Below are 13,492 nucleotides of genomic sequence, written 5' to 3'. Positions count from 1 at the left end.
CATCGACAAGGAAACGCACCATGATGGTCCTTCGCATCGTTGCCATTTTCTACTTCATTGCAGTTGCCGCGCTGACATATACGGCGGCAAGCCAGACCGGCATGAATTTAAGTGAAGTGTTTGTTGGCAACATCACCGCCCTGAACTGGTCAGGCCAGTTCAATGTGGATTTTCTGGCCTACCTGACCCTGTCGGCGATCTGGATTGGATGGCGTCACAAATTTTCAACCGCCGGCATTCTACTCATGCCGCTGGCGCAGGTAGGGGGCATCCTGTTCCTCACGCCATATCTGCTGTGGGCAATTGCGGATGCCAAGGGCGATCCCGTCAAACTGCTCATCGGTGATCGCTCCGCTGGCTGACCATCAGCATGCGACGTTGAACGTGACGGTGATCTTGCGGACTTGTTTGTCCGGCCAGGCCATCCAGCCGTACTCCTCAGGCTCGCCCACTGACACGTCCTCACAGTGAGCGTCATCGGGGCGGAGCATGCGGCCAATCAGGGCGGCGACACGACTGTCCAGCTCGGTGGCGATTGTCGCATCGAAGGCTTTGACGGGAACCAGGAAGCTCGCGGCCTTTGGCCAGATTTCCGGGTCCCGCCCCGTGCCTGCGTCCTGACGCTCATAGCTCACGGTCATGAACTGTGAATAGCTTTCAGGGAATACCGCCCGGATTGCTTCGGTCATTTCTTCCGGCGGTGTCACAACGGTGGTGTCTGCCGCGGGGAGTGGAACGCCGCCCTTGGGCTCAGCGGCGGAGGCGTGCTCATGGGCGCTGGCGACCGCGCACCAAAGCGCCAACAACGTGCCAATGCTTAGAGGCCCAAGAAATCTGCCGACACCCATGATGCTGTCTCCTCACCCTGAAAACTTCAGGAGAGCCTACAGGCAATGGGGCCGCTAGACGATTGAGTAGATCAATACTGCAATCGCAATCCAAATGCCCAGCGTGGCGCCGCCCGCCAAAAGACGTAGAACTCCGGCTGGCCAATCGCGCGACGGCGCTTCGGGTCCCACCGGCTGTTGAGGCTTGCGGTCCGGGTGGTCAATAATGCTGGCATCAAGTGTCATGAGACGCACCAAAAGTGACATTCAACCTGGAAAGCGCAGAGACATCTGGTCACCACGACTCACCGTTCGCCACCTAGAGTGTACCAAAGGTAGAGCGGCGTCTGTCTCGCAGTAGACACTTAAAGATATTTTTCAAAAAGACGGGCAAAAAAGCCGGGAAAACCTGCAAAAATGCCCGCAAAAATCTACAGATCGAGGAAACAAAATGGCCATCGACTACGATCACATCATGTCTCTGACTTCAAAGGACGAGCGGTTTTCCTATGGGGACCGTGAGACAATGCTCTATGCGCTGGGCGTAGGCATGGCGCGCGACCCGCTCGCACCCAAGGAACTTCCTTACGTCTATGAAAGCGACCTCAAGACGGTGCCGACGATGGCAACTGTCATTGCCTGGGGCGCCGGGCCGCTGCGGGATTCCGGCATCAATTATCTGATGGTCGTGCATGGGGAGCAAAAGCTCACACTGCACCGGCCACTGCCCGCCGCCGCTGACATCATCGCCGACAGCAAGGTCATCGGTGCGTATGACAAGGGCGCTGACAAAGGCGCGGTCATTGTGACCGAGACCGACATCCGGTTGGCGGATTCAGGTGATGCCCTGTGCACGCTGACCAGCACCACCTTTGCCCGCGGCGATGGCGGGTTTGGCGGTCCAAGCGAAGGCGCACCAAAGCCGCATGCAATTCCTGATCGGGCACCTGACGAAACCATCGAGGTGGACACACGCCCGGACCAGGCCCTGCTCTATCGCCTGTCCGGTGACCGCAACCCGCTTCATGCAGACCCGGAGTTTGCGACGGCGGCGGGCTTTCCTGCCCCCATCCTGCATGGGCTGTGCACCTATGGCACCTGCTGCCGGGCCATTCTCGGGTCTGTGGCGGATTATGACCACACAGCAATCACCGGGTTCGACGTTCGCTTTTCCTCACCGGTGTTTCCAGGCGAAACCATTCTGGTGGATGTCTGGAAAGACGGAAACATCGCCTCATTCCGCGCCCGCCTGAAGGAACGCGATGTAGTGGTGATCAACAACGGCAAGTGCACGCTCAAAGCCTAGGGCCGACCTGCGTCCTTCCGCATTCCAAGAGAGCGTTGACTGAATATGTGGGGTGTTTGGCCTTTCCGCCAGACACCCCGCGCGTTTATGCTGGTCGCATGACCTCAAAAAAGCGCCAAAATGCTGAGAATTCAGCTTCACCAGCGCCCAAGCGGGTGCTGATGATCGCCTATCACGATGTCCAGATACTCGACATCACCGGGCCATTTGAAATTCTGGCCGGCGTCAACGATGCCCGGCTGAATCCCGCATCCTGGGTGATGGATGGCTATCAACCAAAGCCGCATGAAAATTACCCCGAATATGAGCTGACAATCGCCGCTGAAACTGCCGGTCCGTTCAGAACAAACTCCGGCATGCAGATGGTTGCCGATATCAGCTTTGCTGACATCACAGATGAGTATCTGGAGGGGCTGCATACGTTGATGGTTCCCGGCGGCCACGGGACCACCGCTGCCATGCGCGACCCTGCCGTTCTGGACGTGGTTGCGCGCGCAGGCGCCAAGGCCAAACGCATCACGTCGGTGTGCACCGGAACGTTCATTCTCGCTGAAGCCCGTCTGATTGATGGGCGTCGCGTCACGACGCACTGGAACGTGGCGGATGTCCTTGCCAAAATGTTCCCTACACTGACGGTTGATGCGGATTCGATTTATGTGCGGGATGGCCACATCTGGTCGTCAGCTGGCGTCACCGCGGGGATGGACCTTGCGCTGGCACTTGTTGAGCAGGACTGCGGGCGTGACATGGCACTGTCTGTGGCGCGCCGTCACGTCCTCTTCATGATCCGCCCGGGCGGCCAGTCCCAGTTTTCGGCACAGCTGGTCGCACAACATGCGGCCAAAGGCAAAATCGGCGACATTGCCCAATGGGTTCTCGACAATGTGTCTGAGGATCTGTCGGTTCCTGCACTGGCGGAGCGCGCGCATATGAGCGAACGCACGCTGGCGCGCGCCTTTGTGAGCGAGACGGGTCTGACACCGGGCCGCTTTGTGGAAGTGGCACGCGTTGAAGCAGCTCGTCGTCATCTGGAAGAAACCACAGACGACACTGAATCCATTGCATGGGCGTGCGGTTTTTCCAGCGCTGAACAGATGCGCCGGGCGTTTCATCGCCGCGTGGGCGTGAGCCCTGCTGACTATCGCTCCCGCTTCCGACGGATGCCGGTGATGGGGCCGCACGGGCCGGTCACGCCGCTCGATATTTCGTCCCCCACCCATCCAGGTATGCAGTAGGACTGACACCTCATGAATATCGGACTATTGATTTTTGATGATGCGGAAGAGCTTGATTTTGTCGGGCCCTATGAAGTGTTCACCATGTCCAATGAGGTGTTTTCGCTTCAGGGCAAGCCCGAACCGGACAATGTTGTTCTGATTTCTGAGAATGGCGACAAGGTGAAATGCCGCAAAGGCATGGTGATCGAGTCCCACACTTCAATTGAAGACGCGCCTGCCCTTGATGTGCTGCTGGTACCAGGCGGTCAGGGGACGCGGACGGAAGTTGAGAACAAGACTTTGCTTGAGTGGATTGCTGCGGTTGATAAGTCCACCACGTGGACAACCAGCGTATGCACCGGTGCCTTGTTGCTAACCGCATCAGGTGCTGCCAAAGGCAAGCGCGTCACGACCCATTGGGGGTTCATTGACCAGTTGCGCAAGCGCGACGAAGCCTCAGAGGTTCTTGAGAACACACGCTATGTGCGCGACGGCAAAGTCGTTACGGCCGCAGGCGTGTCGGCCGGCATCGACATGGCGCTTTGGCTTGTTGGCCAAATTCATGGGCCCGACCATGCGCGTGCCACCCAGCGGGCGATGGAATATGATCCTGCGCCGCCTTATTCAGCAGCAGTTTGAGCCTTCATCTCCTGACCGGCCCTTAAAGCGTCTAGGACGGCAGGCGGCTGGCCGGTTCAGCTGCGTACATCTGCCGGTTCCACAAATCTTCGACGCGGTTGATGCAGGACTGCCAATACTGGCAGTCCGACCGCTCTGAACAGATGTGCAGGGCCTGCAGTTTCTTTGCAGCTTCTGATGACATATTGAACTCAATCAACTGACCGATATCGGTCAGTTTGTCCAAACACACTTTTTCCATGGGCTTGTAAGCCTCCGGGTTGCTCCCCTGAGACGCAGGGGCACCCTCACCCTATGCGGCCTCCACACAAGCGCGCGTTGACGTGCGTCAAACGTGGCGCACAATGGCGGCAACACACAGCGTGGTCGGCCCGCGCGTCCAGAACAAGAACCACAGGAAACACGCCCGATGTCTCAAGCTGCCAAGCCGCTCAAATCTCTGCCTGATCTGAACTTTGACACCACCCGCGCCCCGTCCCCGTTTTCAAACGAGGACCATGACGCATGGCGGCAGACTCTGCGCAAGTGGATTGAAAAAGAGATCATGCCTTATGCATCCCAGTGGGATGAGGCCGAAGAATTTCCCGAAGAGCTCTACAAGAAGGCCTCGGATGTCGGTCTGTTGCGCATGGGCTATCCAGAGCAGTATGGCGGCATCAAGGAAGGGATCGACCACTACCACAGCATAGTGACGTCTGAGGAACTCGCGCGCGTCGGTGCCGGCGGCATCAACGCCAGCCTTATGGTGCATGGCATCGGACTGCCGCCGATCATCAATATCGGCTCGGAAGAAATGAAGGAGCGGATTGCGCCGCCAGTGCTGGATGGCGACAAGCACATTGCACTTGGTATTACCGAACCGTCCGGCGGGTCAGATGTGGCCAACATCCATACCCGCGCGGAGGACAAAGGCGACTACTACCTGGTTAACGGCTCGAAAATGTTCATCACCGGTGGCATGCGGGCTGACTATGTCACCACTGCGGTGCGTACCGGCGGTGAGGGTACCAAGGGCATCTCGCTGTTGCTTATCGAGGCAGACATGCCCGGCTTCTCACGTACGCCACTCAAGAAAATGGGGTGGTGGGCGTCAGACACCGCAGCGCTGTATTTTGATGATGTGAAAGTGCCAAAAGCAAACCTCATCGGCACTGAAAACAATGGCTTCATCGGCATCATGATGAACTTCAATGGTGAGCGGTTAGGCATGGCTGCTGGCGCCAATGCCATGGCGCGCGTGTGTCTTGAGGATGCAGCGGCCTGGGCGCGCGAGCGCACGACATTCGGCAAGCGGCTGGCGGACCATCAGGTGATCCGCCACAAGATCGCCGACATGTATCAGCGCATTCAGGCAACACAGGCTTACCTTGAGATTTGCGCCTGGCGCGTTGCTCAAGGTGAAACACCGGTGGCTGATCTCAGCATGCTCAAGGTGCAGGCAACGACAACCATGGAGTTCTGCGCGCGTGAAGCCATGCAGATCCTTGGCGGCAATGGCTATCTGCGTGGTGGTCGTGTGGAGCGCATCTATCGCGAGGTGCGCGTCAACGCGATTGGCGGCGGTTCAGAGGAAATCATGCGCGATCTGACGGCACGGCAATTGGGGCTCTAGGCCTCCCCGTCTTGCCCCGTCACGTCCGCGCGGTCACGTCTTCCGCATAGAGCCAGTCCTGGCGGGCGCGCACGATGTTTGGCGCGATGCGCCCTGCGAGCCACATGGGACCGTAGGTCGCGAGTTGTGCGGCAGCTGTCGGCTTGTGGAAGGTGGCCGCATTCGCCCGGGACCCCAGTTGCACGCCACTGGTCCGTTTGATGCGCGACGCATAGACCTGCTCTAGCGCCGATGGAATGTCGGTCGGCGAATCTGCACATGCTTTGGCCAGAACAAACGCGTCTTCGATTGCCATCACTGCCCCCTGCGCCATGAAGGGCAATGTGGGATGTGCTGCGTCGCCCATCAGCGTGGCGCGACCATCACTCCATTGCTTGAGTGGTGCGCGGTCAAAAAGCGCCCAGCGGAAATGCGCGTCTGCTTGCTCAATGAGATTGGTGACGATCGGGTGCCATCCGGCAAAGTCCGCCAGCGCCTCTTCGCGGGTGCCCTGCTCTGTCCAGCTCTCACCGCGCCAGTCATCACGCTCAACCACACCTACAAGATTGGCCAACGTGCCCCGGCGCAACCGATAGGTCACCGCATGGCGGCCGGGGCCGGGCCAGATGCAGGCTGTCGGAGGCGGGGCCAAGTCACCAAGTTTTTCAATGGGCACAACGGCACGCCACGCTACGTTGCCAGTAAATACCGGTTCCTCTGGGCCCAGCATCTGCGCGCGGATTGCCGAATGGATACCATCGGCGCCGATGAGTACGTTGCCCTCAGCGGATAAGCCTTGGTCGGTCAGGGCCGTGATGCCATTGGCCGATTGTTCATACCCGGTCACAGCAGACGACAGACGCACACTGTCGGGTGCACGATCTTCAAGCTCGGCGGCAAGGGCCTCCACAAGATCGGCCCTGTGGACGTGCAAATAGGGCGCACCCCAGCGGGCCACTGCTGCATCACCTACAGGCACTCGAAATATGCGGCGCCCTGAGCGCCCCATGCGCATTTCCAAGGCTTCAGGCTCAAAAGCGTTTTTCGCAATGCTGTCTTCAAGGCCGAGTGCCCGCAGCACCTTCATGCCATTGGGGCTGATCTGGATACCCGCTCCGACTTCGCCGAGCTCAGCGGCACGCTCGTGAACTTCGACGTCCCAACCAAAGTGCCGGAAGGCCAGTGCTGCGATTAGTCCGCCTATGCCGCCGCCTGCGATAATGGCCTTCATGGGGAGACTGCTTTCACTGGTCGTGTGAGGTCACTGTTGCTTTGATGCGGACGCCAACCTTGGAGGTGTGGTTTCGCTGGCTGCTTGTGTCAGCGCTTCGTCCGGTGTGCCCAGCATCAGATCATATACTTCCTTGGGATAGAACTGATGCGGCTTTGATGCGTCATATTCGGGCTGCGGCACATCGCCATTGGCGCCATCATAAAAGGCAGGTGCCTTGTAACGCTTGAGGTCTTCTGCGGAGATGCCCGCCAGTGCAGCCACTTCCGGATCGATCCACATGTCGCTGGAAAGGGGATGCTCCACATCGGCAGACGTTGCGACTTCGAGGGACAGGTTTTCCGGGCCGGCAAAGTAGATCGAAGAACAAAAGCCATGGTGTATTGGCCCAAACACAGGCACGCCGCGCGAGCGGATACGGTCGCGCATGGCCATGAGGTCAGCGGTGCTGTCCACATTGAGAGCGAGATGCTGCATCGTTCCCGGTGCTGAACTTTCACCGGGGTTACCCGCATGGGACACACCCATCACCGGGTCAATTTGCTGGTTCTTGCCCGTATGCACAAAAGCAACGGCGCAATTGTTGTTGAGATTGAGAAAGCCGTGCCATGCGCCTTCAACACCGTGCATCCAGTAGAGGGCAACCAGCTCCATACCCAAGACGTCAGTGAAGAACTCAATCTGCGTTTTCATGTCGCCGGTTGAAAGCGCGAGGTGATGGAGGGCGTTGGGTTTGACCATGATCAGGCATCCTTACCGTTGAGGGCCGACAGGCAGAAGTCATGCACTGCGTCTGAGAAACGGGCGGTCTCAAACAGCATAAGCTGATGCCCGGCATCTTCAAAAATATTGACTGTGACCGGGCCACCAATGGCGGACGCTGCCAGCTTGATCACGTCCGGCGGAAAGCTCGGGTCTTTTTCGCCAGCCGCATAGAGCACGGGCTTTGTGTTTTCTTCCGGCGGCTGTTCGGGCTCGTACTGAAAAAAGGAAGCCCAGGATTCAAGGTCATAGGACCAGGTGTTCCATGGGTCGAGCTGCTTTTGTTCGCCGGCACCGGCGTAGCCGTAGTCTTCGTCAAAATTGAAAAACACGTTGATGTCGAGGCGTGCCGCGCGACCCAGCTGACCTAGCACCTGCTTTACAGGTTCGCTGCGCCACGCTTCGCCCATCTCATTGAACATGGGCGCTCCGGGCACCGCCGGAGACCCCATGCAGATGGCTCCGGTCACATCACTGGAATTGATTGCGGAAATGGCCGCAGCAACGCCGAGACTTGAGCCAAGGGTGAAAACCGGAAGGCCGGTCTGCTGTTTTACGTGCGCTGACCAATCGCGGCTCGCCTGTACCCACTCCTTCATCGTCCACTGCCCGCGTGGGCGGTTGGTGGTGGATTTGCCATGCCCCGGCGCATCGTATGACCAGATGTCGGCGCCGCGCGCTGCATGATGTTCACAGAAGATGTCGTAGATGCCGCCATGGGCGCCGATGCCATGAGACACAACAAGGGCGTATTGGGGGTCGTCCCCGGTGAAGCGGGCTGCATGGAGTTCGCTCAGAAGGTGGGTCTCTCGCTGCATGGGCCGCGTCCTGGGCTTAGATCAATTGATCGATCGATCAAATCTAGACATTCCTGATCGATTGATCAAGTTTTTCTGATCGTACGATCAATCTTTGCGGTATCTATCGGGGCACGCACGCCAGAAGGACCGGGGCCATCACTCAAAAACTGTCAAAGGAACGCGCTCGGGAACGCATTCTCGAGGCCGCGAAAACCCGCTTCGCAGAAGCAGGATTTGAAGCCGCCAGCACACGGCGCATTGCAGAATCCGCAGGTGTGGCGCAGAGCCTCCTGCTCTATCACTTCGCGTCAAAGGAAGAACTCTGGCGTGCGGTTGTGGATGGTGTGTTCGCCCAGGCGGAGCGGGGCTTAACCGATGTTGCTGACCGGATGCCGGATGATGCGGACTATGAAACACGTCTGATGAACCCCATTCGCTCCCTCGTGGACACATTTGCTGCGGACGCCGACCTGCATCGCATCATCCTGCATGAAGGCAAGCACGAGAGTGAGCGTCTGACGTGGCTGGTCGAAACCCACCTTCGCCGCTTGTACGAAAACTCGATTGCCCTTCTGAAGGAAGGTCAGGCAGCAGGCCTGGTGCGCCCCGGTGATCCGACACTGCTGCACTATTCCATTGTTTCGATCGCGGGCACCGTGTTCAGCCTGTCGCCGGAAATCAGGAAACTTGACCCACACACAAAGGCAAATGATCCCGACGCGGTGACGGCCCTCATTCGTGATGTGCTGATGATTGCGCCCCGCCAGTCTTGATTCAGGTCAAGGTCCGCCCGGTATCCTTTTGAGTTTTCTGCCGTTAGGCTTTCGCAAAACAAGATCAAGAATCCATGCGGGCTAAGCTAGGGAGGGATGCTGATGTCCAATTCGCAGGGAGGCGATGGAGACAAGACCGTCTACCATCATGAGGGCGGCAACATGCCTGCCCATGACCATCACGACGCGGATGTTCTGAGCGAAGAGAATGTGCGGGGCTACTGGCACGCCAATCTCAGGCTCCTCGGCATTCTTTTGGTCATCTGGTTTGTTGTGTCCTTCGGCTTTGGCATTCTGTTCGCCGAGCCGCTCAACAGCATTCAGTTCTTCGGATTCAAGCTTGGTTTCTGGTGGGCCCAGCAGGGCTCGATCTACGTCTTCATCGGCCTCATTGCGTACTACGTGTTTGCAATGAAGCGCATCGACCGGCGCTACGGCGTCGACGACGACTAGATCGGGATAAGGGGGAACACCAATGGAAACGCAAACACTGATTTACATTTTCGTCGGCGCGTCTTTCGCGCTCTATGTCGGCATTGCCATCTGGTCACGCGCGGGCTCCACCAGCGAGTTCTATGTGGCAGGCGGCGGCGTGCACCCGATTGCCAATGGCATGGCAACGGCAGCTGACTGGATGAGTGCTGCCAGCTTCATCTCCATGGCCGGCATCATTGCATTTGCGGGGTATGACGGCTCGGTCTATCTCATGGGTTGGACCGGCGGCTATGTGCTGCTGGCGCTGTTGCTGGCACCCTATCTGCGCAAATTCGGCCAATTCACCGTGCCGGACTTCATCGGCGAGCGGTACTACTCGTCGACGGCCCGCATTGTCGGCGTCATCTGCCTGATCTTTATCTCATTCACCTATGTAGCCGGGCAGATGCGCGGGGTGGGCATCGTGTTCTCGCGATTCCTTGAGGTGGATATCGAGCTTGGGGTCATCCTCGGCATGGCGGTTGTGTTCGTCTATGCGGTGCTCGGCGGCATGAAGGGCATCACCTATACGCAGGTTGCACAATATTGCGTGCTGATCTTCGCGTATCTCGTTCCAGCCATCTTCATTTCCATTCTCGTGACCGGCAATCCTATTCCACAGCTGGGTCTTGGCTCGACCATGGCGGATGGGTCGGGCATGTCCGTGCTGGCAAAGCTGGATGCGACGCTCGTTGATCTTGGGTTTACGGCGTATACGGAAGGATCCAAGGCGGTCATTGATGTCTTTGCCATCACCTTCGCCCTGATGGTGGGCACGGCAGGCTTGCCCCATGTGATCGTGCGCTTCTTTACGGTTCCCAAGGTATCAGATGCGCGCGTCTCGGCTTTGTGGGCGCTGATCTTCATTGCGCTGCTCTACACAACAGCCCCAGCGGTAGCAGCTTTCGCCCGGATCAACTTCATCGATACGGTCAACAACACGTCCTATCAGGAAGCGCCGGAATGGCTCAAGAACTGGGAACAGATCGGTCTCATCGGCTGGATGGACAAGAACAATGACGGCGTCATCCAGTACGGTGCCGGCGCACCCTATGAAGGCAAACCTGCCTACACAGGTGAGGCTGGTCCAAATGGCGAGCGGGCCTTGTCCAATGCACCAACGGCCTCTGACAATGAGATCTATGTGGACCGGGACATCTTCGTTCTGGCCAATCCGGAAATTGCGCAGCTTCCCGGCTGGGTGATTGCTCTGGTAGCGGCGGGCGGTCTTGCGGCGGCCCTGTCCACCGCAGCGGGTCTTCTGCTGGTGGTCTCCACCTCCATCAGTCATGACCTCATGAAGAAGACGCTTATGCCCAACATCTCCGACAAGCAGGAGCTGCGTTACGCCCGTATTGCGGCGGCTGTGGCCATTGGCGTTGCCGGATATCTGGGGATAAATCCGCCGGGATTTGTGGCGCAGGTCGTAGCCTTTGCCTTTGGGCTTGCTGCGGCATCGCTCTTCCCGGCCATCCTCATGGGCATCTTCATGCGGGGCATGAACCGCGAGGGTGCGATTGCCGGCATGGTGACAGGCCTCGCCTTCACGTTCGCTTACATCGTGTTCTTCAAGTTCGTGTCGCCGGAACTCAACTCGTCAGAGCATTGGTTCCTGGGCATTTCACCAGAAGGCATCGGCACCGTTGGCATGGTGCTGAACTTCCTTGTCGCGTTTGCGGTGCGGATGTTTACAGCAGCGCCACCGGCGGAAGTTCAGGACATGGTGGAAGATATCCGAGTGCCGACAGGCGCAGGGGTTGCGCATACCCACTAGGAGTGCCTTTACACGACCAGACGGAAAAGGGCGGCGATCGCAAGATCGCCGCCCTTCTCATTTTTATGGTTCGCGGTTTTAGAAGCGGTAGCCGATACCGGTACCGACAACCCATGGATCAAGGTCCACGTCAGCTTTGACTGCGCTGTTCACCGTCGCTTCGACATTGACGAAGATTTTCTTCACGTCGAGGTTCCAGGACCAGTTTCCACCGATGGGGACATCGACACCGGCCTGAAGGGCCCAGCCAAAACCACCGTCATAGTCGACGCTTGTGCCGGGCGTATCATCAGCATTGTAGAGATGCGTGTAGTTGATGCCTGCGCCGACATACGGACGAATCTGACCTTCGGGCATGAAGTGGTACTGCAGCAGCAAGGTGGGTGGCAGCACCCATACGTCGCCGAGATCAAGCGAGCCACCGCCGTTCAGGTTGACCTTCATGTCATGGGGCGAGGTCGCAGCAATCAGCTCGGCTGCAATGTTTGGTGTGAAGAAATAGGAGATGTCGATCTCCGGCACCACGGCTGCATCCGCATCGACGCTGCCGATGTTCGGCGTGAGGCTTGAATCCTCATCGGGAATGACGCCGATGATGCGCGCGCGAATTTGCCATGGGCTCTGTCCGCTTACGCCGTCTTCAGCAGCAGCGAATGTAGGCATTGTGAGGGCCGTTGCGCCAAGAAGCGCGGCCGCGAGTGTGTTGACGATGTGTTTGGACTGCATGATGCGTGTCCCCCTCTTTCGTTGAATGGTGTGTCAACCATGGGGGGATTTTCCTCCTGCCAAGCGCGCGGGTAATTGATCTGCGTCACCGTCCCTTCGGGATGGAGTGCGGCATTCGCGCACACTGTTGACCTGGGGTATTGCACCGGCTGTTCCGGGGGCAGGCATCAACGGGCTGTGCTTGTCCAAGCATGGCGTTAAGCTTCAGCATTGGAAATTCGACTCAATGCCATGGGTGACAACGATGACAACTCCACCGGAGCCTACGGTTCTCAATCCGGCACTTTTCATGTCCGGCGCAGTGACCAAGGAAACAGACGAGATCAATTCGGTGATCATGGATCTTGTGACCAACGCCGCTGATCCCTGGTCGATGCCAGCCGCAGAAGCGCGTGCCATGCGGGAACGCGGCGAAGGACCGTTTCCAGCGGCGCCTGTCAGCGAGCGAGCGCGAGATATTGAGATCGACGGCCCCGGCGGCAAGATCACGCTGCACATTATTGAGCCAGAGGGCGAAAAAGGTCAGGCGCAGGGTGTTTATCTGCATCTGCATGGGGGTGGCTGGGTCTTTGGTGGCGCAAATCAGCAGGATTCACTGCTTGAACGGTTGGCGGACACCTGCGGTCTGGCCTGCATCTCCGTAGAGTATCGCCTGGCGCCGGAGCACCCCTATCCTGCCGGCCCCGACGATTGCGAGGCTGCTGCCTTGTGGCTGGTACGCAATGCGGCTGAATTTTCTGGCGGTCCGCTCTTTATTGGTGGCGAATCCGCCGGCGGGCATCTGGCGGCTGTGACCCTGCTGAGGCTGAAGGAGCGTCACGGCATGACGCCTTTCAAAGGGGCTAATCTGACGTTTGGCTGTTTTGATCTTGGCATGACACCTAGCATGCGAGCTTTCGGGAATACCGGGCCGACCCTCTCCACCCGCGATGTCACCCATTTCGTGGACCGGTTCATTCCGGATGGGTCTGATCTGCGGTCACCGGATATCTCTCCCTTGTATGGAGACCTCGGCGCCATGCCTGACGCGCTGTTTGTGGTCGGGACACGTGATGGACTGCTAGACGATACCTTGTTCATGCACGGTCGATGGATGGCCGCGGGCAACAAGGCGGAACTTGGTGTGTACCCTGGCGGAGCGCATGGTTTCATTGCCTTTCCAGGCGAACTTGCCGAAAGAGCCCTGGCCCAGATCGACCGGTTCTTCCTAAGGCTTCTCTAGGGATTCCTCGATACAGCACGCTATATTGAACGGCGTTTATTATTTTGCACTATGTGCATTTACCGCGTCGTCCACGCAATCACCTTGCACCCGCATACTGCAAAATTTGACCTTTGTTCAATTTTATGGTCACTGTTCATACTCTCGCCA

At 58.2% G+C, this 13,492-nt stretch carries 16 protein-coding genes; 9 read left to right on the top strand and 7 right to left on the bottom strand.

Annotation, left to right across the window (positions count from 1 at the left end):
* Positions 1–20: 20 nt before the first annotated feature.
* Complete coding sequence (locus tag ABXH05_RS09770) at positions 21–362, top strand: hypothetical protein (protein ID WP_353560835.1); 342 nt, start codon at positions 21–23, stop codon at positions 360–362.
* A gap of 3 nt (positions 363–365) precedes the next feature.
* Here the strand turns inward: ABXH05_RS09770 and ABXH05_RS09765 are convergent, their stop codons facing one another.
* Together ABXH05_RS09765 and ABXH05_RS09760 are read right to left on the bottom strand one after the other, a co-directional pair.
* On the bottom strand, positions 366–848 hold the full coding sequence (locus tag ABXH05_RS09765; protein WP_353560834.1) for a hypothetical protein: 483 nt from the start codon (positions 846–848) through the stop codon (positions 366–368).
* Between the two features lie 54 nt (positions 849–902).
* On the bottom strand, positions 903–1,073 hold the full coding sequence (locus ABXH05_RS09760) for a hypothetical protein (protein WP_353560833.1): 171 nt from the start codon (positions 1,071–1,073) through the stop codon (positions 903–905).
* Positions 1,074–1,278: 205 nt separating this feature from the next.
* Between ABXH05_RS09760 and ABXH05_RS09755 the strand changes: the two genes are divergently transcribed.
* The 3 genes from ABXH05_RS09755 (at position 1,279) to ABXH05_RS09745 (ending at position 3,989) form a co-directional block, all read left to right on the top strand.
* Positions 1,279–2,133, top strand: coding sequence for a MaoC/PaaZ C-terminal domain-containing protein (locus ABXH05_RS09755; RefSeq protein WP_353560832.1), 855 nt, complete (start codon positions 1,279–1,281; stop codon positions 2,131–2,133).
* A gap of 98 nt (positions 2,134–2,231) precedes the next feature.
* Positions 2,232–3,368, top strand: coding sequence for a GlxA family transcriptional regulator (locus ABXH05_RS09750; protein WP_353560831.1), 1,137 nt, complete (start codon positions 2,232–2,234; stop codon positions 3,366–3,368).
* A gap of 12 nt (positions 3,369–3,380) precedes the next feature.
* Positions 3,381–3,989, top strand: coding sequence for a DJ-1/PfpI family protein (locus ABXH05_RS09745; protein ID WP_353560830.1), 609 nt, complete (start codon positions 3,381–3,383; stop codon positions 3,987–3,989).
* Positions 3,990–4,020: 31 nt separating this feature from the next.
* On the opposite strand, the gene ABXH05_RS09740 is transcribed toward ABXH05_RS09745, so the two are convergent.
* On the bottom strand, positions 4,021–4,230 hold the full coding sequence (locus tag ABXH05_RS09740) for a hypothetical protein (RefSeq protein ID WP_353560829.1): 210 nt from the start codon (positions 4,228–4,230) through the stop codon (positions 4,021–4,023).
* Positions 4,231–4,398: 168 nt separating this feature from the next.
* Here ABXH05_RS09740 and ABXH05_RS09735 point away from each other — a divergent pair, with 168 nt between their 5' ends.
* A complete protein-coding gene (locus ABXH05_RS09735; RefSeq protein ID WP_353560828.1) occupies positions 4,399–5,601 on the top strand; it encodes an acyl-CoA dehydrogenase family protein in 1,203 nt (400 codons plus the stop codon).
* A 19-nt stretch (positions 5,602–5,620) separates the two neighbouring features.
* Here ABXH05_RS09735 and ABXH05_RS09730 read toward each other — a convergent pair whose 3' ends face one another.
* The 3 genes from ABXH05_RS09730 to ABXH05_RS09720 are packed head-to-tail and all read right to left on the bottom strand — an operon-like array spanning position 5,621 to position 8,391.
* Positions 5,621–6,811, bottom strand: coding sequence for an FAD-dependent monooxygenase (locus ABXH05_RS09730; protein ID WP_353560827.1), 1,191 nt, complete (start codon positions 6,809–6,811; stop codon positions 5,621–5,623).
* A 30-nt stretch (positions 6,812–6,841) separates the two neighbouring features.
* Positions 6,842–7,552, bottom strand: a complete 711-nt coding sequence (locus tag ABXH05_RS09725) for a VOC family protein (RefSeq protein ID WP_353560826.1) — start codon at positions 7,550–7,552, stop codon at positions 6,842–6,844.
* Positions 7,553–7,554: 2 nt separating this feature from the next.
* Positions 7,555–8,391, bottom strand: coding sequence for an alpha/beta hydrolase (locus ABXH05_RS09720; RefSeq protein ID WP_353560825.1), 837 nt, complete (start codon positions 8,389–8,391; stop codon positions 7,555–7,557).
* Positions 8,392–8,477: 86 nt separating this feature from the next.
* On the opposite strand from ABXH05_RS09720, the gene ABXH05_RS09715 reads away from it, so the two are divergent.
* The 3 genes from ABXH05_RS09715 to ABXH05_RS09705 all read left to right on the top strand — a co-directional run bounded on the left by ABXH05_RS09715 (position 8,478) and on the right by ABXH05_RS09705 (position 11,394).
* On the top strand, positions 8,478–9,146 hold the full coding sequence (locus ABXH05_RS09715; protein WP_353561001.1) for a TetR/AcrR family transcriptional regulator: 669 nt from the start codon (positions 8,478–8,480) through the stop codon (positions 9,144–9,146).
* Positions 9,147–9,248: 102 nt separating this feature from the next.
* Entirely contained in the window at positions 9,249–9,599 is a 351-nt protein-coding gene (locus ABXH05_RS09710; RefSeq protein WP_353560824.1) for a DUF4212 domain-containing protein, read from the top strand.
* Between the two features lie 22 nt (positions 9,600–9,621).
* Positions 9,622–11,394 (top strand): sodium:solute symporter family protein, encoded by a 1,773-nt coding sequence (locus ABXH05_RS09705; protein WP_348137170.1) that lies wholly within the window; start codon positions 9,622–9,624, stop codon positions 11,392–11,394.
* A 78-nt stretch (positions 11,395–11,472) separates the two neighbouring features.
* Here ABXH05_RS09705 and ABXH05_RS09700 read toward each other — a convergent pair whose 3' ends face one another.
* Positions 11,473–12,120 (bottom strand): OmpW/AlkL family protein, encoded by a 648-nt coding sequence (locus tag ABXH05_RS09700; protein WP_353560823.1) that lies wholly within the window; start codon positions 12,118–12,120, stop codon positions 11,473–11,475.
* 244 nt (positions 12,121–12,364) lie between these two features.
* On the opposite strand from ABXH05_RS09700, the gene ABXH05_RS09695 reads away from it, so the two are divergent.
* Positions 12,365–13,342 (top strand): alpha/beta hydrolase, encoded by a 978-nt coding sequence (locus tag ABXH05_RS09695; protein WP_353560822.1) that lies wholly within the window; start codon positions 12,365–12,367, stop codon positions 13,340–13,342.
* Positions 13,343–13,492: the final 150 nt, after the last annotated feature.

The organism is Pyruvatibacter sp. HU-CL02332 (assembly GCF_040362765.1).
GTDB lineage: Bacteria > Pseudomonadota > Alphaproteobacteria > CGMCC-115125 > CGMCC-115125 > Pyruvatibacter.
The sequence above is the reverse complement of the archived record's forward strand: the minus strand, read 5'-3'. Positions and strand labels throughout refer to the sequence as shown.

Coding starts and splice junctions, on each gene's coding strand:
- ABXH05_RS09770 (WP_353560835.1), top strand. CDS start 21: ATGATGGTCCTTCGCATCGTTGCCATTTTCTACTTCATTGCAGTTGCC.
- ABXH05_RS09765 (WP_353560834.1), bottom strand. CDS start 848: ATGGGTGTCGGCAGATTTCTTGGGCCTCTAAGCATTGGCACGTTGTTG.
- ABXH05_RS09760 (WP_353560833.1), bottom strand. CDS start 1,073: ATGACACTTGATGCCAGCATTATTGACCACCCGGACCGCAAGCCTCAA.
- ABXH05_RS09755 (WP_353560832.1), top strand. CDS start 1,279: ATGGCCATCGACTACGATCACATCATGTCTCTGACTTCAAAGGACGAG.
- ABXH05_RS09750 (WP_353560831.1), top strand. CDS start 2,232: ATGACCTCAAAAAAGCGCCAAAATGCTGAGAATTCAGCTTCACCAGCG.
- ABXH05_RS09745 (WP_353560830.1), top strand. CDS start 3,381: ATGAATATCGGACTATTGATTTTTGATGATGCGGAAGAGCTTGATTTT.
- ABXH05_RS09740 (WP_353560829.1), bottom strand. CDS start 4,230: ATGGAAAAAGTGTGTTTGGACAAACTGACCGATATCGGTCAGTTGATT.
- ABXH05_RS09735 (WP_353560828.1), top strand. CDS start 4,399: ATGTCTCAAGCTGCCAAGCCGCTCAAATCTCTGCCTGATCTGAACTTT.
- ABXH05_RS09730 (WP_353560827.1), bottom strand. CDS start 6,811: ATGAAGGCCATTATCGCAGGCGGCGGCATAGGCGGACTAATCGCAGCA.
- ABXH05_RS09725 (WP_353560826.1), bottom strand. CDS start 7,552: ATGGTCAAACCCAACGCCCTCCATCACCTCGCGCTTTCAACCGGCGAC.
- ABXH05_RS09720 (WP_353560825.1), bottom strand. CDS start 8,391: ATGCAGCGAGAGACCCACCTTCTGAGCGAACTCCATGCAGCCCGCTTC.
- ABXH05_RS09710 (WP_353560824.1), top strand. CDS start 9,249: ATGTCCAATTCGCAGGGAGGCGATGGAGACAAGACCGTCTACCATCAT.
- ABXH05_RS09705 (WP_348137170.1), top strand. CDS start 9,622: ATGGAAACGCAAACACTGATTTACATTTTCGTCGGCGCGTCTTTCGCG.
- ABXH05_RS09700 (WP_353560823.1), bottom strand. CDS start 12,120: ATGCAGTCCAAACACATCGTCAACACACTCGCGGCCGCGCTTCTTGGC.
- ABXH05_RS09695 (WP_353560822.1), top strand. CDS start 12,365: ATGACAACTCCACCGGAGCCTACGGTTCTCAATCCGGCACTTTTCATG.